The sequence below is a fragment of the Bacillus methanolicus MGA3 genome, assembly GCF_000724485.1.
In the GTDB taxonomy this organism is placed as follows: domain Bacteria; phylum Bacillota; class Bacilli; order Bacillales; family Cytobacillaceae; genus Bacillus_Z; species Bacillus_Z methanolicus_A.
The window spans coordinates 1,055,914-1,076,124 of the sequence record NZ_CP007739.1; the positions used below are offsets into that span (position 1 = coordinate 1,055,914).

General features: G+C 36.6%; 17 protein-coding genes. 13 read left to right on the forward strand and 4 right to left on the reverse strand.

Translation table 11 applies throughout. The features are described from left to right. Nucleotides 1-173 precede the first annotated feature (173 nt). Nucleotides 174-1,502 (forward strand): PhoH family protein, encoded by a 1,329-nt coding sequence (locus BMMGA3_RS05235; protein ID WP_003348799.1) that lies wholly within the window; start codon nt 174-176, stop codon nt 1,500-1,502. Nucleotides 1,503-1,605: 103 nt separating this feature from the next. On the opposite strand, the gene BMMGA3_RS05240 is transcribed toward BMMGA3_RS05235, so the two are convergent. Further along, the gene (locus BMMGA3_RS05240) at nt 1,606-2,103 is read right to left on the reverse strand and encodes a hypothetical protein (protein ID WP_003348800.1); all 498 of its coding nucleotides are present in this window, start codon (nt 2,101-2,103) and stop codon (nt 1,606-1,608) included. Between the two features lie 232 nt (nt 2,104-2,335). Between BMMGA3_RS05240 and BMMGA3_RS05245 the strand changes: the two genes are divergently transcribed. From BMMGA3_RS05245 to pyc, 3 genes are all read left to right on the forward strand, one after another. Beyond that, a complete protein-coding gene (locus BMMGA3_RS05245) occupies nt 2,336-2,617 on the forward strand; it encodes an Fpa/YlaN family protein (protein ID WP_003348802.1) in 282 nt (93 codons plus the stop codon). 258 nt (nt 2,618-2,875) lie between these two features. Then, nucleotides 2,876-4,042 (forward strand): FtsW/RodA/SpoVE family cell cycle protein, encoded by a 1,167-nt coding sequence (locus BMMGA3_RS05250; protein ID WP_003348805.1) that lies wholly within the window; start codon nt 2,876-2,878, stop codon nt 4,040-4,042. A gap of 96 nt (nt 4,043-4,138) precedes the next feature. Next, nucleotides 4,139-7,582, forward strand: a complete 3,444-nt coding sequence (pyc, locus tag BMMGA3_RS05255) for a pyruvate carboxylase (protein ID WP_003348810.1) — start codon at nt 4,139-4,141, stop codon at nt 7,580-7,582. 73 nt (nt 7,583-7,655) lie between these two features. Here pyc and BMMGA3_RS05260 read toward each other — a convergent pair whose 3' ends face one another. After that, a complete protein-coding gene (locus BMMGA3_RS05260; RefSeq protein ID WP_003348811.1) occupies nt 7,656-8,636 on the reverse strand; it encodes a COX15/CtaA family protein in 981 nt (326 codons plus the stop codon). 659 nt (nt 8,637-9,295) lie between these two features. Here BMMGA3_RS05260 and cyoE point away from each other — a divergent pair. From cyoE to BMMGA3_RS05300, 7 genes are all read left to right on the forward strand, one after another. Next, nucleotides 9,296-10,234, forward strand: coding sequence for a heme o synthase (cyoE, locus tag BMMGA3_RS05270; protein WP_003348812.1), 939 nt, complete (start codon nt 9,296-9,298; stop codon nt 10,232-10,234). Between the two features lie 119 nt (nt 10,235-10,353). Then, the gene (gene coxB / locus BMMGA3_RS05275; RefSeq protein ID WP_003348813.1) at nt 10,354-11,424 is read left to right on the forward strand and encodes a cytochrome c oxidase subunit II; all 1,071 of its coding nucleotides are present in this window, start codon (nt 10,354-10,356) and stop codon (nt 11,422-11,424) included. Between the two features lie 30 nt (nt 11,425-11,454). Further along, nucleotides 11,455-13,323, forward strand: a complete 1,869-nt coding sequence (gene ctaD, locus BMMGA3_RS05280; protein ID WP_003348814.1) for a cytochrome c oxidase subunit I — start codon at nt 11,455-11,457, stop codon at nt 13,321-13,323. Further along, the gene (locus BMMGA3_RS05285) at nt 13,323-13,952 is read left to right on the forward strand and encodes a cytochrome (ubi)quinol oxidase subunit III (RefSeq protein ID WP_003348815.1); all 630 of its coding nucleotides are present in this window, start codon (nt 13,323-13,325) and stop codon (nt 13,950-13,952) included. The genes ctaD and BMMGA3_RS05285 overlap by 1 nt, the downstream gene beginning before the upstream one ends. Nucleotides 13,953-13,956: 4 nt before the next feature. Next, entirely contained in the window at nt 13,957-14,292 is a 336-nt protein-coding gene (gene ctaF / locus BMMGA3_RS05290; RefSeq protein ID WP_003348816.1) for a cytochrome c oxidase subunit IVB, read from the forward strand. Nucleotides 14,293-14,430: 138 nt separating this feature from the next. Continuing rightward, on the forward strand, nt 14,431-15,336 hold the full coding sequence (ctaG, locus tag BMMGA3_RS05295) for a cytochrome c oxidase assembly factor CtaG (protein WP_003348817.1): 906 nt from the start codon (nt 14,431-14,433) through the stop codon (nt 15,334-15,336). 294 nt (nt 15,337-15,630) lie between these two features. Beyond that, complete coding sequence (locus BMMGA3_RS05300; RefSeq protein WP_003348818.1) at nt 15,631-16,095, forward strand: DUF420 domain-containing protein; 465 nt, start codon at nt 15,631-15,633, stop codon at nt 16,093-16,095. A gap of 97 nt (nt 16,096-16,192) precedes the next feature. Here BMMGA3_RS05300 and ytvI read toward each other — a convergent pair whose 3' ends face one another. Continuing rightward, on the reverse strand, nt 16,193-17,251 hold the full coding sequence (gene ytvI / locus BMMGA3_RS05305) for a sporulation integral membrane protein YtvI (RefSeq protein ID WP_003348821.1): 1,059 nt from the start codon (nt 17,249-17,251) through the stop codon (nt 16,193-16,195). 252 nt (nt 17,252-17,503) lie between these two features. Beyond that, nucleotides 17,504-17,866, reverse strand: coding sequence for a YugN family protein (locus BMMGA3_RS05310; protein WP_003348823.1), 363 nt, complete (start codon nt 17,864-17,866; stop codon nt 17,504-17,506). Between the two features lie 500 nt (nt 17,867-18,366). Between BMMGA3_RS05310 and BMMGA3_RS05315 the strand changes: the two genes are divergently transcribed. After that, on the forward strand, nt 18,367-18,798 hold the full coding sequence (locus tag BMMGA3_RS05315) for a CBS domain-containing protein (protein WP_003348825.1): 432 nt from the start codon (nt 18,367-18,369) through the stop codon (nt 18,796-18,798). A 348-nt stretch (nt 18,799-19,146) separates the two neighbouring features. Next, nucleotides 19,147-20,172 carry a CAP domain-containing protein gene (locus BMMGA3_RS05320; RefSeq protein WP_003348828.1) on the forward strand — a complete coding sequence of 342 codons (1,026 nt, stop codon included), beginning with the start codon at nt 19,147-19,149 and terminating at the stop codon, nt 20,170-20,172. Nucleotides 20,173-20,211 lie beyond the last annotated feature (39 nt).

Genomic DNA, 20,211 nt, shown 5'->3' on the forward strand with positions numbered 1-20,211 from the left:
CTTGGAAATCATTTTCTTTGAAAACCTTTCAAAAACAATCTTTAATTAAAGAATTTACTAACAATTATTGTGTAATTTTTCGTCTATCTTTATTCGGGCAAACATATATTTTACAAAAGCATAATCCCACCGTAAAAATTTAATTTAGAATTAGAGGAGCGGGAGGCATCAGTTTGAGTAAAATATACGTGTTAGATACGAACGTCTTGCTACAAGACCCGTTTTCGATTTTCTCTTTTGAAGATAACGATGTGGTTATACCTGCAGTCGTTCTTGAAGAAGTGGATTCAAAAAAGAGATATATGGATGAGATAGGCAGAAATGCTAGGCAGGTTTCAAGACTGATCGACAGCTTTAGAGCAACTGGAAAACTCTATGAAAAGATTCCCCTTGAAAATGGAGGCACTTTAAGAATCGAGCTGAATCATCGCTCTTTTCATCAGCTCCAAGAAATCTTTGTAGAAAAAACAAACGATAACCGCATACTAGCTGTAGCAAAAAATTTGTCTCTTGAAGAACAGACGAAAGAAAATGGGAGAACGGTCATCCTAGTAAGCAAGGATGCTCTTGTCAGAGTTAAAGCAGATGCCATCGGTCTTTTAGCAGAGGATTTTTTGAGTGACAGGGTAGTCGAAGATGATCATCTTTATACGGGTTTCTTAAATGTGTTTATTGACGCTTCCCTTTTAGTTAAATTCTATGAAAATGGAGAATTGCAATTATCGGAAATTGCAAATCACCCCTTTTTTCCAAATCAGTTTTTGATTATGAAAGATTCCCTTGGAAGCTCGTCATCTGCACTTGGGATTGTTGATCAAAGAGGAAAAAAAGTAAAAAGGCTTGTTTTTGATTATGAACAAATATGGGGAATTCGCCCGAGGAATGTACAACAGACGATGGCAATTGAGCTACTCTTGCGAAAAGATTTGCCTCTTGTGACTTTAACAGGAAAAGCAGGAACCGGAAAGACTTTACTGGCGTTAGCTTCAGGATTATTACAAACAGAGGATTTGAAGCAATATAAAAAACTGCTGGTTGCAAGGCCTATCGTGCCTGTTGGGAAAGATCTGGGATTTTTGCCAGGAGAAAAGCAAGAAAAACTAAGACCATGGATGCAGCCTATTTTTGATAATCTCGAATTTTTATTTAACACAAAAAAGCCTGGTGAGCTGGATGCAATTTTAGCAGGAATGGGTTCAATCGAGGTGGAAGCTTTAACTTATATCAGAGGCAGGAGCATACCAGATCAGTATATTATTATTGATGAAGCGCAAAACTTGACAAAACATGAAGTAAAGACCATTTTAACAAGAGTGGGTGAAGGAAGCAAAATCGTTTTGATGGGGGATCCGGAGCAAATTGATCATCCTTATTTAGATGCGTATAATAATGGTCTTACATATGTTGTTGAAAGATTTAAAGATCAAACGATTTCTGGTCATGTAAAGCTTATTAAGGGAGAAAGGTCAGGACTAGCTCAACTGGCGGCGGACCTGCTGTAAATATAAACTAGAGCCCCTTTCCAGCCATCTTTTGAATGATGAACTAGAAAAGGGGCGAGGGATCATAAAAAAATGAACGAAACATAAGCACCGAGTGGTTTCCTTACAGTACTGTAAATCCCTTAACATTCTTAATAGGTGTATCTTTATTTGAACCGTCGCCATAGTATACGTGAACAGGCCCGTCCTCTTTCAAGGGTTTTCCATCTTTCGAAAAACCAAGAATTAATTCAAAGCCTTTCTCAAGCGGCAATTTTACTTCAGATGAATCCGTTTCAATGACAAGCCACTCAGCGTTCTCAGCAGGTTCGGCATTTCTTAAAAATGGCTTAAACGGAATTCCAAAAGTGCCGGTTAATATTTTTTCTTTCTCAAATTTTTTTTCTGATTTTAAAGTGGGTGGATAGACTGCCCCTTCCATTATTTCTCTGTCCCAATGCTTTGAGATGGATTTTGTATATTCTTCGAGGTCATCTTCTTCTTGATTTCGAGAAATAAAGTATGTATTTAAGTCAATACGCCTATCGTCAAAAATCCATACACCCGGATCCATTGTGATATTGAATTTCACTTTCCCTTTTATTGTGATGATATTTTCCATTCTTTCACCTCTATCTGAATTTCATTCTCTTAAAGTATACATAGACTTTCATCAATTGTCATATTTACGCAATATCAGGTAAAATGGACAATGATGAACTCAGCGAAAAACATCTCTTATTGTTTATTGGTAAAGAAAAAAATGATTCCTTATTATTCTTGCTTTTTTGTCTTTTAAACGGTAAACTTTAAAGATAGGATCGGTTAATCGCTCGGAAACGGGGGGATCAATGTTGGCGTCCGAAATGATGGTAAATCATCAAGAAAAAGCACATGCCCTATTAAAGGCTGACGCTGATAAAATCTTAAAGCTTATAAAGGTGCAAATGGATAACCTTACAATGCCTCAATGCCCTCTTTATGAAGAGGTGCTGGATACGCAAATGTTTGGATTATCCAGAGAAATAGACTTTGCTGTCCGGCTTGGCTTGGTGGATGAAAAAGAAGGAAAAGCGATCCTCGCTAAACTTGAAAGAGAGCTTTCCATCCTTCATGAGGCATCACAAAGAAAATAACATTGAAAAACTCAAACATTTTCATTAGAATTTGTTTGAGTTTTTTTATAATTTCATTCAAAATAAAGCGAAAAAAGTATATTTACTAGTTTAAAAGAGTTTACATTTTTATTGTGTTATATTATTTTATTAATAGTATATCATTATTATGGAAAAACAATAAATAATATGTTACATTGATGGTAGCCTTTCAATGTTTATGTTAATCAATCGAATTATTTCGTTGGAAATACTTAATATAATTAAGGAAGAAAGTCAATGTTAAAAAAAATGTTAAAATCTTATGATTACTCTTTGATTATTGTCATGGTACTTTTATCTTTATTTGGATTAGTGATGGTTTATAGCGCGAGCATGGTTTGGGCTGTACAAAGATATGGCCTGCCAAGCGACTTTTTTTATCAAAGGCAAAAGATGTTTTTAATTGGGGCTTTTATCGTGTTTTTGTGTGCTGCCCTGTTTCCTTATAAGATGATGAAAAGTAACAAAATACTTGGTTTTATTGTAGTGATGTCGCTATTTGGCTTAATGTCTCTCTTTGTTTTTGGACATATTGCAGGCAACGCACAAAGCTGGTTTAAAATCGGAGGATTGAGCCTTCAGCCGTCTGAATTCACGAAAATAGCTGTCATAATATATTTGTCTGCAGTTTATGCCAAAAAACAATCATATATTAATGAATTTAACAAAGGGGTTGTACCCCCATTAGTTTACATTGTTCTTGTTTGTATTTTAGTAGTAATTCAGCCTGATTTTGGTACAGCTCTTATCATTTTTTTAATTGCGGCGGCCATTATTTTATCTTCAGGTATGAATTGGAAGAATATTTCAAAATTAATTATGATTGGAATATTGGTAGCATCTCCAGTTGTGTTAGTCATGAAAGATGATCTTTTTACAAAAGAACAGCGGGAAAGATTTGAAGCCGTGAAAAATCCATTTAAAGATGAACAGAACACAGGCTTTCAACTAACTAACTCTTTACTCGCAATCGGTTCAGGAGGAATAAACGGCCTTGGATTAGGAAAAAGCATTCAAAAGCTTGGTTATTTGCCGGAATCCCACACAGATTTTATTATGGCTGTCATTGCAGAAGAGCTGGGAGTGTGGGGAGTTAGCTTTGTAATATTATCTTTAGGATATATAGTTTTGAGAGGTATTTATATTGCCCTTAAATGCAGGGACCCTTTTGGCAGCTTGCTTGCTATCGGAATCTCGAGCATGATAGGCATCCAGTCCTTTATTAATCTTGGCGGGATATCAGGTTTGATACCTCTTACGGGTGTTCCTCTGCCATTTATTAGCTACGGAGGATCATCATTATTGCAATTGTCGATTGCGATGGGGATATTAGTAAATGTCTCTATGTTTGTGAATTATGAAGAAAAATATAAAAAGAATAATGAAAAAAAGATAGTTGCCTAAAGATATGGCATTGATATTTGCTTTCAATCAATTCCACAGGCTTTCGTGCCTTAAATGGTTTTGAATATATAAATACATAAAAGAAGAGGTGTTCTAATGAAAAGAAGCATTAACAAGGTTTTAGTAGCAAACAGAGGTGAAATCGCCATCCGGGTGTTTAGAGCCTGTACGGAGCTTAACATTCGAACAGTAGCTATCTATTCGAAAGAAGACTCCGGTTCATATCATAGGTACAAAGCTGATGAAGCGTATCTGGTAGGAGAAGGAAAAAAACCGATCGATGCCTACCTTGATATAGAAGGTATTATTGAAATTGCCAAATCTAGCGGAGCCGATGCTATTCACCCTGGATATGGATTTCTTTCCGAGAATATCGAGTTTGCTAAACGATGTGCTGAAGAAGGAATTATTTTTATCGGTCCTGAGGCAAAACATCTTGATATGTTTGGAGACAAAGTGAAAGCAAGGACACAGGCACAGCTAGCTGAAATTCCTGTCATCCCTGGCAGCGACGGACCGGTAAAAGGGCTTGAAGAAGTGATTCAATTTGGAAAAACATATGGTTTTCCAATCATCATAAAAGCTGCTCTTGGAGGCGGCGGCCGCGGAATGAGAATTGTAAGGAGCCTAGAAGAAGTTAGAGAGGCTTATGAACGTGCGAAATCTGAGGCAAAGGCAGCTTTTGGCAGTGACCAAGTTTATGTAGAGAAATTTATTGAAAAACCGAAGCATATTGAAGTTCAAATCATTGGTGATGAACATGGCAACATCGTTCATTTGTATGAACGCGATTGCTCGGTTCAGCGCCGCCATCAAAAAGTTGTCGAAGTAGCGCCATGTGTTTCGATTTCAAGTGAGCTTCGAGAAAGAATATGTGAAGCTGCCGTCAGATTAATGAAAAATGTAAATTATGTAAATGCAGGAACAGTAGAATTCCTATTGTCAGGTGATGAATTTTACTTTATTGAAGTGAATCCGCGGATCCAAGTAGAACATACAATTACGGAAATGGTGACAGGAGTCGATATTGTTCAAACACAAATTCTTGTTGCAGAAGGACACGAGTTGCATGGGGAAAAAATTGGGATCCCTAAGCAAAAAGATATACACATTAATGGCTATGCAATTCAAGCTCGTGTAACGACAGAAGATCCGCTTAATAATTTTATGCCTGATACCGGAAAAATTATGGCTTATCGTTCAGGCGGCGGTTTTGGTGTCCGTCTTGATGCTGGAAACGGGTTTCAGGGAGCGGTTATTACTCCATATTATGACTCATTGCTTGTAAAACTATCGACTCATGCAATGACATTTGAAAAAGCTGCGGCCAAAATGGTCCGAAACTTGAGAGAATTTAGAATTCGCGGAATAAAGACAAATATTCCTTTTCTCGAAAATGTTGTGAAACATGAAAAATTCCGCACTGGACAATATGATACATCGTTTATCGATACAACACCGGAACTTTTCTTGTTCCCTAAGAGTAAAGACCGTGGTACAAAAATGTTGACCTATATTGGTAATGTGACAGTTAACGGGTTCCCGGGAATTGAAAAAAGGAAAAAACCGGTATTTGATAAACCTAGAATTCCAAAGTTGAAATATGATACAGAATTCAAAAATGGAACAAAACAAATTTTAGATGAGCTTGGGGCGGACGGTTTAGTCAAATGGGTGAAAGAACAAAAAGAGGTTCTTCTAACTGATACAACATTTCGAGATGCACATCAATCTTTATTAGCAACAAGAATACGAACAACAGATATAAGCCATATCGCAGAACCGACTGCAAAACTGCTGCCGGAACTCTTTTCGTTCGAAATGTGGGGAGGAGCAACTTTTGACGTCGCCTATCGGTTCTTAAAAGAGGATCCGTGGGAAAGGCTGTTAAAATTAAGAAAGCAAATTCCGAATGTTCTTTTGCAGATGTTATTAAGGGCTTCAAATGCTGTTGGTTATAAAAACTATCCCGATAATGTGATTAGGGAATTTGTTGAGAAATCTGCACAAGCCGGAATTGATGTATTTCGAATCTTTGATAGCTTAAACTGGGTTAAAGGAATGGAAGTTGCCATTGATGCAGTGAGACAGACCGGAAAAATCGCTGAAGCAGCAATTTGCTACACAGGAGATATTTCAGACCCAACAAGAACAAAGTATGATTTAAATTATTACAAAGAATTGGCAGTTGAACTCGAAAAACAAGGCGCACATATTTTAGGAATTAAAGATATGGCAGGACTTTTAAAACCGCAGGCTGCCTACCGCTTAATATCGGAATTAAAAGAAACAGTAAGCATTCCGATTCACCTTCATACCCATGATACGAGCGGTAACGGTATTTATATGTATGCGAAAGCAATTGAAGCAGGGGTTGATATTGTAGATGTTGCCCTTAGTTCAATGGCTGGTTTAACATCTCAGCCTAGTGCAAATACTCTTTACTACGCGTTAGAAGGCACCGAAAGAAAACCAAATGTGAATATTGAAGCATTGGAACAGCTTTCTCATTATTGGGAAGATGTTCGGAAATATTACCATGACTTTGAAAGCGGAATGATGTCTCCGCATACGGAAGTTTACCAGCATGAAATGCCGGGAGGACAATACAGCAACCTTCAACAGCAGGCAAAAGCAGTCGGTCTCGGGGACAAGTGGGACCAAGTGAAAGAAATGTATGCACGTGTAAACCAAATGTTCGGAGATATTGTTAAAGTAACTCCTTCCTCGAAAGTAGTTGGAGATATGGCGTTATTTATGGTACAAAACGAGCTTACAGAGGAAGATATTTTAAACAGAGGAGAATCTCTTGATTTTCCTGACTCAGTGGTAGAATTTTTCGAAGGGTATTTAGGACAACCACACGGTGGATTCCCGAAAGACCTCCAGAAAGTCATTCTCAAAGGGAAAGAACCGATCACTGTCCGCCCTGGAGAATTGCTTGAAGATGTTGATTTTGAAGCACTAAAAGAAGAATTATATAAGGAAATTGGAAGACCGGTCACAAGTTTTGATGTGATTGCTTATGCCTTATATCCGAAAGTCTTTTTGGAATATATTCAGACTGTTGAAAAATTTGGTGATGTATCTGTACTCGATACACCAACATTCTTATATGGAATGAGGCTAGGTGAAGAAATTGAAGTTGAAATTGAAACGGGTAAAACTCTGATTGTTAAGCTGGTTTCAATTGGACAAGCACAGGCAGATGGCACAAGGGTTGTCTATTTTGAATTAAACGGGCAGCCAAGGGAAGTTATTATTAAAGATGAAAGCATTAAGTCAGCAATTGCTTCAAGGGTAAAAGCAGATCCGAAAAATGAATCACATATCGGTGCTACGATGCCTGGAACGGTTATCAAAGTTGTAGTCAAAAAAGGAGAGAAGGTCGAAAGAGGAGACCATCTCGTCATAACAGAAGCGATGAAAATGGAGACGACTGTTCAAGCACCATTTTCCGGGATTGTAAAGGATATATTCGTCAACAATGGGGATGCAATTCAAACCGGAGATTTATTAATTGAACTGGCAAAATCATAAATTTACTTGAGTATAAATAAAAAAGAAGGACAAAAGAAAAAGACCTGTTTCCCGATTATATCGGGAGCAGGTCTTATTTAATTTCGACCGAAAACGGGGAGACAGAAACCGGATTCGCCTGTTTTTCTGTCTGCATTTTTTTCAATTCCATCTCGTTCTTTTTGCTTCTTGAAGTTAACAGAATAAAATAACTTAATACACCAAATAAGCATGAAATAAAGAAAGCGTGTGCCAGTGCAATATAAAGATTTAACCTTGTTAAGACAATAAGTGCTCCACATGTAACTTGGAGAGATACAAGGATAAAAGAGATAATCCAGCCCCAATAGACAACCATTTGGTGTTTATAATTTTTAACAGCTAATAAAGTGACATAGCCAATCCATAAAAAAATAAATCCTGCAGCTGCTCTGTGTCCCATTTGGACCCATTCATAAAAATTTGCAGGCAATGATAGGGACGTATTCAAGCAAAATGGCCAATCTCTGCAAACCAGACTGGCGTTCACATGTCTGACAAGAGCTCCTGTATAAACGACAATAATACTGTATGCTGTTATGCCGATCATATGCTTTTTCATTCTGTTATCAAGTACAAGTTTCTCTGCTTTAAATTTATAATCGACCTCGAAGATCAGCAAGGTTAACAGAAATACTGCTGCAAATGAGATAAGAGATATGCCAAAATGAAGGGCAAGTACAAAATCGGATTGACCCCATATAACAGCTGCCGCTCCAATCAAGCCTTGAAGGATAAGAAAAAAAACTGATAAAAATGACAAAAACTTTGTTTCCCGTATATGCCCGATCGACCGCCATGACCAAATGGACAGGATCAGCACCATGATGCCTACAATTCCTGAAACAAGCCGGTGGGCAAGTTCGATGACAAGTTCAATCGTAATTTTACTTGGAATAAGTTCATCGTTGCAGAGCGGCCATGATCTTCCGCACCCCATGCCTGAGTTCGTTTTTGTCACAAGGGCGCCGCCCAGCAAAATAAGTAGCATTCCTATAGTTGTTAGAACGGCGAACCACTTAAAGGATTTTCTCACTGTATCTCCACCTTCTTATTATATAAGTTCGTGCATTTTTCATTATAGCCATTTATTCAATGATTTTTTATTTATGATTTTTGGAATTAGCATGAAAGTGAAAGCAAACATATACAAACATATACTTCATAGATATTACATAATAAATCAAATTTCTACAACGGAATGAACTTTAAATATCATTGTAATTATAGTAAAAAAGGTTGAAAATTAAAAGAGAGTTTGTTAGAAATATTAAATGAGGGTATATGTGGTCAGTCTACTTTTTCAGAAACTCCGGGATTTTGGACATGCAGATGCGTATTCTAACGATAGAAACTTATCTTTTTGTTTCTATTTTTTTATGGCGAAAAAACAATATTTTTACAATAGAAATAGGAGTTTGACACAATTTAGTCATAATTTATTCGAAAAAGATTCACAAAAACCTACAAAAATGTGATTTAATATACATAAAACGAGCTTGTTTTTCCATAACAAATATTTACCAATATATTCACGATAATAATAGTAAAAATAACTTTTTTTAAAATTTCTCAAGTTGTTTTAAATTTCCCAAGTTTTTATGGCAAATATAGCAATAAGTAAGAAAATCATTTATAGTAGGGGTAGTGTCGAATAAATGCTATATTTGCGATGTGGGAAAAGGAGGAAAAGTTATGACTGACCCAAAGGCTTTTCGTGAAGCTGCAATTGATCCCAGCGAGCGAAGCCTGCAATCTGATATACCTGAAACAACTGCTTGGAGGGATTTCCTTTCATTAATTAAGATTGGAATTGTTAATTCTAATATGATCACGACCTTTACTGGTCTATGGCTAGCTCTTTATTTTACGAACCAAAGTTTTTTGATCAATCTTGATCTTGTATTGGTTACACTGATTGGATCTTCATTAATTATCGCTGGTTCCTGTACCATTAATAACTATATAGACCGCGATATCGATCATTTAATGGAACGAACGAAGGTAAGACCAACCGTAACTGGCAAGGTTGCTCCGGCAAAGGCAGTTTTTCTCGGAGTTTTTCTTATCAGTCTTGGGACAATATTCTTGTTAATGACAACATTAACTGCTGCTATTATCGGTTTGATAGGTGTTTTCAGCTATGTGTATTTATACACGATATGGTCTAAACGCCAATATGTATCGAACACGATTATTGGCAGCATTTCAGGAGCGGTTCCGCCACTGATCGGCTGGGCGGCAATCGATGCGAATCTCCATCCTGTCGCTTGGTTTTTGTTTTTGATCATGTTTATTTGGCAGCCTCCTCATTTTTATGCTCTCGCGATGAGAAGGGTAGAAGAATACAGAGCTGCTGGAATTCCAATGCTTCCTGTTGTCAAAGGTTTTGATGTTACGAAAAAACATATTATGTTGTGGATTGCTGCACTTTTGCCGTTGCCGTTTTTTCTGAAATCACTTGGAATCCCGTTTTTAGTTCTTGCAACAGCTTTGAATATCAGCTGGCTAGCATTAGGGATTTACGGATATAAGAAAAAAGATAATATAAAATGGGCAACTTCAATGTTTGTATACTCACTGCAATATTTGACTATTATGTTTGTATCTATGGTAATAGTTACACTAAAATAGTTTATTTTTGTAAGGAAATTCTTTCTAAATAATTTTTTTTTTAGAGAGAATTTTTCCATATATTTTTTGATCAAACATTTCAAAAGAAATTTTTCACGAAAGAGGGGTTTGATTAAGCTATGAAAAGGCTTGCAAAATGGCACCTGCTGTCACTATTTGCAATGATGGCGCTGATTCTGGCCGGCTGTGGTAAACCTTATTTATCAGCACTAAAGCCTGCCGGAGAGGTTGCGAAAACGCAATTTAATTTAATGATTTTGGCCACCTCAATTATGGTAGGGGTCATTCTCGTTGTTTCACTGATTTTCGTTATTGTATTGATCCGCTTCCGTCGTAAAGATGACAGAATACCTAAACAAGTTGAGGGAAGCCACAAACTCGAAATTATTTGGACTGTTATACCAATTATCTTGATTCTTATCCTTGCAGTTCCAACTGTGGCTGCAGTATTTAAGCTGGCAGATGTATCAGCAATGGAAAAAAAGAATAAGGATGGCAAAACGGATGCACTCGTTGTTAACGTCCGGGCAAATTTATACTGGTGGGAGTTTGAATATCCTAACCAAGGCATTATTACAAGCCAAGAGTTAGTTGTTCCTACCGGTGAAAAGGTATACTTTAATCTTAAATCTTCTGATGTTAAGCACTCTTTCTGGATTCCTGCTGTTGGAGGAAAAATGGACACTAACACAGAAAACGTCAATAAGTTCTGGTTAGAATTCGATCCGAAAAAAGCAAACGAAGCAGGAAACTTATTTTACGGAAAATGTGCTGAGCTTTGCGGACCTTCACATGCTCTGATGGATTTTAAAGTAAAAGCAATTTCCCGTGCAGAATTTGATAAATGGGTCAAAGATATGCAGGCTGTAAAAGCGCCTGAAAAACCAAAGACTGCCTTAGCCCGAGAAGGTCAGCAAATATTTAACAAAAGCTGCATAGGATGCCATGCTGTTACTCCGGCAAATACGACTCCTGAAGCAGCTCGCCGGGCTCCAAACTTGACTAACTTTGGTGAACGTTCACGTATTGCGGGAGTACTTGAACATAATAAAGAACAATTAAAAAATTGGATTAGAGATCCTGAGGCTTACAAGCCTGGAAACAAAATGACTGGTGCATACGGCCAGTTAACTGAACATCAAATTGATGCTCTTGCAGAATACTTAATGAATTTAAAAGTACAGGACTAATGGGGAAAAGTTAGAGAGGGAGGTAAAACTGTGAGTACCTATGCTCAGAAAAAAGGATTCGGCGCAGTATTATGGGATTATTTGACAACTGTCGACCATAAGAAAATTGCAATCCTTTATCTAATAGCTGGTGGATTTTTCTTTCTGCTTGGCGGAATTGAAGCATTGATTGTCCGCATTCAGCTTGCTGTGCCTAATAACGACTTTGTAAGTGCCGGATTATATAATGAAGTTATGACAATGCACGGTACAACAATGATTTTCCTGGCAGCTATGCCGCTGGTATTTGCTTTTATTAACGCGATCATGCCTTTACAAATCGGGGCTCGCGACGTTGCGTTCCCATTTGTTAACGCGTTAGGTTTTTGGTTGTTTGTTTTTGGAGGTCTTTTCTTAAACCTTTCATGGTTCCTTGGAGGAGCACCTGATGCCGGATGGACTTCTTATGCTTCTTTGTCACTTGCATCTGCAGGACACAAAATTGATTTCTATACTTTAGGTTTACAGATTTCAGGTTTTGGTACTTTAATGGGTGGGATTAACTTCCTTGTTACCATTATCAATATGCGTGCTCCAGGTATGACTTTCATGCGCATGCCGTTGTTTACTTGGTCGTCATTTGTCGCATCTGCATTAATATTATTTGCATTTCCGCCGTTAACAGTTGGTATATTCTTGTTAATGTTTGACCGTTTGTTCGGTTCAAATTTCTTTGACCCTGCTGCAGGTGGGAATACGATTATCTATGAACATTTCTTCTGGATTTTTGGACATCCTGAAGTTTACATTTTAATATTGCCTGCATTTGGTATTTTCTCTGAAGTTATTTCTACATTTTCGAGAAAACGTTTATTCGGATATTCATCAATGGTTTTTGCGCTAGTTCTAATTGGGTTTTTAGGATTTATGGTTTGGGCCCATCATATGTTTACAACTGGTATGGGGCCGGTTGCCAATGCAATCTTCGCTGTAGCAACAATGGCCATTGCTGTACCTACCGGTATTAAGATTTTTAACTGGCTATTCACGATGTGGGGTGGAAGCATTAAATTTACAACCCCAATGATTTGGGCTGTAGCATTTATTCCGTCATTTGTAATGGGCGGGGTAACAGGGGTAATGCTAGCTTCAGCAGCTGCTGACTACCAATATCACGATACTTACTTTGTTGTTGCCCACTTCCACTATGTAATTGTTGGCGGAGTTGTATTCGGATTATTTGCTGGAGCACATTTCTATTGGCCTAAAATGTTTGGAAAAATGTTAAATGAGGCTTTAGGAAAAATTACATTCGTCTTGTTCTTTATCGGATTCCATTTAACATTCTTTGTCCAACACTTCCTAGGATTAATGGGAATGCCTCGACGTGTATTTACGTATTTGCCTGGCCAAGGATTGGAAACAGGGAACTTTATCAGTACAATTGGTGCCGCGCTTATGGGTGCAGGTGTAATTGTATTCCTATTGAACGTCATTGTTTCAAGTTTTAAAAAGCAAAAAGTCGGCAACGACCCATGGGGAGACGGACGTACTTTAGAATGGGCGATCCCTTCTCCACCGCCGTTTTATAACTTTAAACAATTGCCGCTTGTTCGCGGTTTGGATGCTTATTGGCTGGAAAAAATGGAAGGGAAAAAAGGCATGATTCCGGCTGAACCGCTTGGAGATATTCATATGCCAAATTCATCCTTTATTCCATTTATGATTTCGTTCGGTTTATTTATTGCCGCTTTCGGTGCAATGTATCATGCTGATTATTCTTGGGGACTTCCAGTGTTGATCATCGGTTTGGCCGTTACGTTTGGCTCAATGTTCTTCCGTTCGGTTAAGGATGATCACGGATTCCATATTCATAAAGAAGATTTAATTGAAGATGATAAGAAGGGGGTTAAGGCATAATGCAAGCTGAAGAAAAATTTACTGTTGAAACGTGGCCTGCTTCGCCTGAAAGGGCTACCCTCGAAGGAAAAAATAAATTTTTAGGCTTTTGGTTTTTCTTAGGTGGAGAGACAGTGCTCTTTGCGTCTCTCTTCGCTACTTATCTTGCATTAAAGGATAAGGTTCCTAATGGTAATCATGCATTAGCGAAAGATATGTTTGAATTGCCGCTGACATTCGCGATGACAATGCTGTTGTTAACCAGCTCATTAACAAGCGTTTACGCAATGTATCATATGAAGAATTTCCAATTCAAAAAAATGCTTCTTTGGCTAGGAGTTACCGTTCTTTTAGGTGCGGGCTTCCTTGGCCTTGAGGTCCATGAATTTAACCATTATGTACATGAATTTCATCACACATTTACTAGCAGTGCATTTGGTTCAGCATTCTATACATTAGTCGGTTTCCATGGAGCTCACGTTCTATTTGGTTTAGGCTGGATCCTTACTTTAATGATCCGAAACGCTAAGCGGGGATTAAGCTTATACAATGCACCAAAATTTTATGTAGCTAGCTTATATTGGCACTTTATTGACGTTGTGTGGGTATTTATCTTCACAGTAGTATATTTAATGGGAAAGGTGGGATAAACTGATGACGAACCAACAACTCAAATCAGGTAACCCAAGAGTAGACATTGAATATCGTCGTAAAAAAAGTGCAGAAGAGATGAGAGAACAAATTATTTCTTTCACTTTGATGATCTTTTTTACACTAATTGCATTTGGAGCAGTTGCATACGGTAAATTTTCCGGATGGTTTACGATACCTTTCTTAATTCTTCTAGCAGTTGTTCAAGTTTTATTTCAGTTGTATTATTTCATGCATATGAAAGAAAAAGGTCATGAATCACCTGCAATTTTCCTTTACTCTGGTGTATTAGTTGCGTCAATGACTGTACTTGCATTAATGACTGTAGTGTGGTGGTAAAAAAGAAAATCGGCTAAAAATAGCCGATTTTCTTTTTAAGTGAATACTATGACGATGGAAACTTTTCATTCATTGCGGAAATAATTTTCAAAGAGTATAATATACCTGTATTTGTCATATGAACGGGGTGATTCTACCTTGCCATTGAGCATATTTGGTTTTGAGGCATTATGGAGCCCATATTTTTTTATTTCATTATCGCTCGTTATTGTAGCCTTTTTTCTGATAACAGTCAAATATCGTGATCGATTTATTGGGAGTGAACCTTTAACTAAAAAAGAAGGAACGTTATTCGTCTTATCGATCGTGTTATTGTACATTATAAAAGGTTCACCTATTGATCTTATGGGGCATCTTACCTTTTCTGCACACATGATTCAAATGGGTTTTTGTAATTTGGTTATTCCTCCAATTTTAATTGTTGGGGTGCCTAAATGGCTTTGGAAAAAAATAATAAGCTTTAAAGGTATTAAACCTTTATTTCGCTTTTTTACGAAGCCGTTGGTTGCATTAATCTTATTTAACGGGGTATTTTCCTTTTATCATATCCCAATTATTTTTGATGCTGTAAAAACAGATATGTGGCTGCATGCTGGATATAATACTTTGCTGTTTGTTTTAGCAATTTTTATGTGGTGGCCGCTGTTAAATAAGCTCGATGATTTCCAGACACTAAATGGATTAAGAAAAGTTGGATATATTTTTGCAGATGGAATGTTGATATTGCCGGCATGTGCGCTAATCATTTTTTCTGATAAGCCATTGTATGCTACATTTTCAGATCCACGTGCTTGGGCAGAATCACTTTCATTATGCGTACCGGCAACAACATTGTCCGGATTGAAATTAAGCGGTCCTGAGATGTTCACTTCATTATCTCTGATCAATGATCAGCAGCTTGGCGGCATTCTGATGAAAATTATTCAAGAACTTTCTTATAGTGTTGTACTGGCGAAAACATTCATTGAATGGTATCGGAAGGAAGAGGATGAAGTTGATCCGGAGCCAGGGGAGTATTTACCCCCACATCCAATTAAACAATAACAGGGGGCTGACTTCATAAGGGTCTGACTCCCTCCAATAATGGCAATATATAGAATGGTTTTACTCATTCTTGTCTATATGTTGTATTGGAGGGGTCTGACCCTTTTTTACAGTGAGATGCCATAATATGTAAGATATTTTACAATTTTTTTAAAATTCTGCCATGATGATTGAATATAGGATCAGTTTTAATAGAATGATTTTGTATACCATAAGACAATTACTGTTGTTCGACTTTGTACGTAACAATGAAAAGGTATATAAATTTTTAACAAGGACAGAGAGGACGTCGTTATGGGATCATTGCCGATTTTACCTACTATAAGCACTTCGTTTATTATTTTAAGTGCAGCTGCAATTGCTATCGGATGGATTCAAATAAAGCAGAGGAAAATTGAAGCTCATAAGAAAACAATGCTTTTGGCAGCAGTATTTGCCCTTTTCTTTTTTCTAATTTATGCTGCAAGAACAATTTTCATTGGAAATACTTCTTTTGGCGGTCCGGAGGATATTAAAATTTACTATACATTGTTCCTTGTTTTTCATATTATTTTGGCAACAACTGGAGCTGTGTTTGGAATTGTAACACTATTAACAGGCTATAACAATAAATTAGCCAAGCATAGAAAACTGGGACCAATAACCAGCATTATATGGTTTTTCACAGCCATCACTGGGGTAGCGGTTTACTTATTGCTTTATGTTTTTTACAAAGGCGGGGAGACGACCTCAGTCATCAAAGCAATTCTTGGATTCTAATAGTGTTGAAAAGGCGGGTCAGAATTGACCTGCCTTTATTGTGGAAAGGGGGCGGAGTTGTGCTTACAAAAAAAGAAATGCTTACCTATCTTTTGGATTAAATCTTAAAATTAAGTTTGATAATCCCAGCTTCTCTTGCGGAATTAAAAGCAATAAGTAAAAAAGGTCCAATAATCATTCCAAGAACGCCTAGCAGTTTTAATCCTAAATACATAGATATTAAAGTTGCCAACGATGATAAGCCGATTTGGCTGCCCATTACCTTTGGCTCTATAATACGTCTGATGATCAGTAAAATCCCTGCAAGTACAGCCAGTTTTATTCCTATTGCAAAATCACCGGTTAAGATGTGAAATAATGCCCATGGTCCGAGAACGCTAATTGAACCAATAATCGGGATGAAATCAATTAACCAAATAACGAATGACATTACGAGCGCGATCTTAGGACTAATAATCGATAAACCGAGAAGTGTGATAATAAAAATTAAAACGCTAACGAGAAACTGAGCTTTCAGAAATCCGAAAACAACGTAGGAAAGGCGAGATGTCATAAAGTGAACTTTATCAGCAGTTTTTTCAGTTAAATGATTACTGATTCCTTCACGTAATCGAGGCAAATCAATCAAAAAAAGAAAAAGTGCTATTAAGTATACTAGAAAGCTGATAAAAAAATTCGGGATATTTGTGAGCAATGTCTTTATATTATTGATATTTACATATGCCAAGAGATCGTTTTTTAGATTGTTCAAAAAGTTCTGAACCCTCTTGCTAATTTCATTCACAACTTCATCTGGAAGATCTTGAGCAGCATTAATAATTTTTGCTTCAACTCTTAGCCAAGCTTTGGTTACTTCATTTACATAAAACGGAGCATTTTCTGCGACTTTTATTGCCTCGGTAATAACTTTGGTTATTATAAAATATCCGCTTATTCCAAGAAAAAATAGAAATAGAAGAAACACAATAATAACCGAAAAGCGGCGGTTTAACCTTAATCTCGTTTGAAAAAGCCGGACTATCGGTTCTAAAAACAATGCAGTTATAAATGCAGTGATAAGCGGTACTGAAACAGGAATGATAAAATAAAAAAAGATGATAGAAAATACGAGACCAAATATGATAAGCAGATTGCGCTTTTTAACAAATCCGGACAAGGCAGAACTCCTTTCAGATTTTAATCTTCATTCATGTTGTAAACATTAGGTAACAATTAAAAGAAAGTATGCAGTCTGATTTTAAACAATTAAAAACAATGAGAGATATTAAAGGAAAATTGTTTTAACTTCGAATAAGGCTCCCTCAAAAGCAAAGGGTCAGACCCCTCCAATACAACATATAGACAAACACGAATAAACCATTCTATATATTGTCATTGGTGGAGGGAGTCAGACCCTTATGAGTCAACCTCATTCAATAGCAAATTTTTCAATGTCGGCTTTTATTTCTGCAAGTATTTTTTCACATTGGCTTACAAGTGTTTTAGGGAAATTTTCGCCTTCTCCGTATTCTACGCCATGAGGATAATAATGTTTGCCAAGAAGTGGAGTCATTAGTTGGATGATTGCTTTATGGGCTCCAACGTCCCCTTCAACAGCAAAGCCAAATACGCGAAGGTAGAAAGTGCCATCTTTAAGCTCAAATTTGCGGTCATATGTAACACGTTCATAATCCCACTGGCCTTCACGCACAAAACCATGATTTGACATTAAATCATCTAAATAATTTAAATCTGCTTTTAAACCTTCTAAGCCAGTATTTTCAAATTTCATGAATGTCCCTCCTAGAAAACAATCCGTCAATAACGTATATTTAGACAATCTCAAATTTAATAATAGTAAAAAATTATAAATGTTGCAATGAATACATAAATGATAACATAGTTCTTTTACAAATAAAAAGCTATCATAATCAAAAAAAGAAAAATTATTGTAATGATCTTACCAAGGAAACAGGATATTATCTTTTAATCATCGCTCATTGTCTTGATTAAGCAATCAAGCAACATAATAAGAGTAATGTGCGAATAATTATCCCTCTTCTGGAAATGCTACATTAATGTTAAGGAGCTATGAGCATTCCTTTCCAAATAGTACACGAAAATATCGAAGATATGCACATTACTGCCGAGGAAATTATAAAGCTTGGATGACGGAAGTCAAGCTTTAACATTTACTCGAACGAAATGTAGCTTATGCCGGTATTTAAGTGGTACAACGCAGTTTGTACGGACATTTGTCTAAGTATGAAAAAGTTTTAAGGAGGAATACAAATGGAAAAAATACGCGATATTATGACAACGGATGTTGAAACTTGTTCCTTGTTAGACAATGTTTATGAAGTAGCTGTTAAAATGAAAGAGTTGAATGTAGGTGCAATTCCGGTTGTGGATAATGGTAAGCTTGTTGGAATGGTTACAGACCGTGATATCGTCATTAGATGTATTGCGGAAAAATATCCACCATCATCAAAAGTAGAAGACATTATGAGCCATCAGTTGATTACTGTTACTCCGGATGCTTCTACTAGAGAGGCAGCTCAGCTAATGGCAAGAAATCAAATTCGTCGTTTGCCGGTAGTTGAAGGGGATAAACTTGCCGGAATTGTTGCACTTGGTGATTTTGCTGTAAGAGAATTAACAGATGATCAAGCCAAAAGAGCACTTTCTGAAATATCTCAACAGCAAGATCAACAACCTCATTAAGAAATGGCTGTTTCATAAGGTTTGACCCCATGTTCGTTTTTCAATATATAGCACATTTATCCAACATTATGTCCTATATATTGTGTTATGGGGTCTGACCCTCTGGTTTTTGAGACAGCGTCTTCTTTTTTTTTTTTTTTTTTTTTTTGGAAATAATTGTTATAAGACAGCAAAATTATTGAATATTGTATGTTCTTCCCTTGAATTCATAATCATTCTAAGAAAATGTAAGTTATAAATGATATAATATTTCTAACTATTTAACATATATAAATATAGAGATTATGGAAAGGAGGCTTACTTCTGCGAGTTTTATTTCGTATCTTAATTATTGTATCTTTGTTATTGATGATAAAAATTTATCTTGGTTTATCGAAAGAAAAAGACAATGAAGGTTTGAATAAAAAAGGGATAATATCTTCGGATTACATTTCTCCCCATATTCAAACTAAAGGAAATAAGAAAGACTCTCAAACGATAAAAGCTCCAGAAGAAGGCCTTTCAACATTAATAGGAAAAGATGCTGAATCTTTAAAGAAAGTTCTAGGTAAACCTAATAGGATCGACCCCTCGTATTATGATTATGTATGGTGGATTTATAACAAAAATCCGAAAACTTATGTTCAGGTTGGCGTTGAAAATGATAAGGTAGTTACGATTTATGCCATAGGATCTGAAACGAATGTAGCTCCTTTTACTATTGGGGAGCCAATTGAACAAATTTATCATTCCGTACTTATACAATCAAGTGTAAACTTGGACTACGAAAAAAATTCTTATCGTTTTGAACTTTCCGAAGAGGATATTAATACGTGGCCGCTTGTTCAAATAGGCGATCACTTTGCACAGCTTTATATCGATAAATTTACCGGTACTCTTTCAAGTGTAAGATTTATGGATGCTAAAACACTGATTAAACTTCGTCCATATGAACTTGTCTATCGAGGAAAATTAATTGAGTCAAGCCCAGTTGATGAAGAAGAGGGTAAAATAGATCGAAGTACGGAACAACAAATATTTGATATTACCAATATCATTCGTTTACGGCATCATTTGAAAACTTTGAAATGGGATGAAAAAACGGCTGAAGCGGCATATTCGCATAGCAAGGATATGTATGTTAGTGGAGAATTTTCCCATACATCCAAAAAATATGGAGACTTATCAGATCGATTGAAGGCAGCGGACGTTTTTTATCAGCTTGCAGGAGAAAATATTGCAGCCAATTATGTTGATGGTCCGGCTGTGGTTGAAGGATGGCTGAACAGCAAAGACCATCGGGAAGCATTATTAAATAAAGAATTTACACACCTAGGTGTTGGGGTTTACAAAAAACATTATACTCAGAATTATATTCAAGTATGGAAAAAGTAATATTGGCATTATATATAATATATTCAACGAAAAAGGGGC

What these genes read in the sequence shown, in the direction of transcription:
- BMMGA3_RS05310 (WP_003348823.1), bottom strand. Translation starts at nt 17,866, where the DNA reads ATGAAATTTGAAAATACTGGCTTAGAAGGTTTAAAAGCAGATTTAAAT.
- BMMGA3_RS05285 (WP_003348815.1), top strand. Translation starts at nt 13,323, where the DNA reads ATGCAAGCTGAAGAAAAATTTACTGTTGAAACGTGGCCTGCTTCGCCT.
- pyc (WP_003348810.1), top strand. Translation starts at nt 4,139, where the DNA reads ATGAAAAGAAGCATTAACAAGGTTTTAGTAGCAAACAGAGGTGAAATC.
- coxB (WP_003348813.1), top strand. Translation starts at nt 10,354, where the DNA reads ATGAAAAGGCTTGCAAAATGGCACCTGCTGTCACTATTTGCAATGATG.
- BMMGA3_RS05320 (WP_003348828.1), top strand. Translation starts at nt 19,147, where the DNA reads ATGATAAAAATTTATCTTGGTTTATCGAAAGAAAAAGACAATGAAGGT.
- BMMGA3_RS05250 (WP_003348805.1), top strand. Translation starts at nt 2,876, where the DNA reads ATGTTAAAAAAAATGTTAAAATCTTATGATTACTCTTTGATTATTGTC.
- ctaF (WP_003348816.1), top strand. Translation starts at nt 13,957, where the DNA reads ATGACGAACCAACAACTCAAATCAGGTAACCCAAGAGTAGACATTGAA.
- cyoE (WP_003348812.1), top strand. Translation starts at nt 9,296, where the DNA reads ATGACTGACCCAAAGGCTTTTCGTGAAGCTGCAATTGATCCCAGCGAG.
- BMMGA3_RS05240 (WP_003348800.1), bottom strand. Translation starts at nt 2,103, where the DNA reads ATGGAAAATATCATCACAATAAAAGGGAAAGTGAAATTCAATATCACA.
- BMMGA3_RS05300 (WP_003348818.1), top strand. Translation starts at nt 15,631, where the DNA reads ATGGGATCATTGCCGATTTTACCTACTATAAGCACTTCGTTTATTATT.
- BMMGA3_RS05315 (WP_003348825.1), top strand. Translation starts at nt 18,367, where the DNA reads ATGGAAAAAATACGCGATATTATGACAACGGATGTTGAAACTTGTTCC.